1 protein-coding gene is annotated in these 570 nt (G+C 46.1%); it reads left to right on the forward strand.

Features of this window, described 5'->3' with window-relative positions:
- Nucleotides 1–470 (forward strand): LysE/ArgO family amino acid transporter (locus R7040_RS28665; RefSeq protein WP_318097921.1); only part of this gene is annotated, 470 nt, incomplete at its 5' end.
- Nucleotides 471–570 lie beyond the last annotated feature (100 nt).

Raw genomic sequence — 570 nt, forward strand, 5'->3', positions numbered from 1 at the left:
TAGGTATCTTTGGTGGTGGTGCTATTCTGTCTCAAAATGAAGTCCTACTGACATCGGTGACGCTTGGTGGTATTGCCTTCCTGAGCTTCTATGGACTACTTTCTCTTAAAAGCGCATTCAAGCCAGAGAATGAATCGGAATCAAAAGGGGAAGTCGTAGCTCGTGGACGCCGAACGGTCATTTTAGGCGCATTAGCTGTCACCGTGCTCAACCCACATTTGTACTTAGATACCGTTGTTATCTTAGGCTCAATCGGTGGACAATTTGAAGGCCATGATCGAATCGCTTTCGCGTTAGGCACTATTATGGCGTCATTTGTTTGGTTCTATACCTTGTCGATGGGCGCCGCAAAACTCGGGCCTACGCTATCTAAACCGAAAGTGAAAAAAGGCATCGATATCGCCGTTGCACTGATGATGTTCACCATTGCGTATGTACTCGCGAGCGAGCTCATCACTAAATACTGGTAACCCAAACCTAAGGATATGAATGACATGGAGTCACTGGAAAACATCTATCGCATCAACAAAGAGCGATTGCATTCGCTCTCGATTCCATTTCGAGAATGGC

Source organism: Vibrio sp. 1069, from assembly GCF_033340555.1.